This window comes from Peribacillus sp. SIMBA_075 (assembly GCF_046534585.1).
In genome coordinates this window covers 1-237 of sequence record NZ_JAWRYN010001567.1, presented here as the reverse complement: position 1 = coordinate 237, position 237 = coordinate 1, and the positions used below count along the sequence as shown (strand labels likewise).

The following is a 237-nucleotide window of genomic DNA, read 5'->3' as shown; positions in this document are numbered from 1 at the left end:
ATTGGCCGTTTTGCTATTTCTCTTAGGATTACGCAGAAGGAAAACGAATGAGCGGCAGCCAATGACAAAAAAGAGAATAACCGTAACAGTTATTTTCCTGATCGCTACGATTGCCCTGGGTATACTGTGCTGTGCTTTCGATTGGTCAACAATACTTATTTGGCAAACATATAGTGTTCTTACAGCTTTGATTTCGTCAGCATTATTAACAGCAAGCATTACATGGTTTGTATACAC

At 39.2% G+C, this 237-nt stretch carries 1 pseudogene; it reads left to right on the top strand.

Annotation, left to right across the window (positions count from 1 at the left end):
- Nucleotides 1-237 (top strand): annotated as a pseudogene (locus tag SB775_RS33695) (serine hydrolase domain-containing protein); the annotation flags it as partial.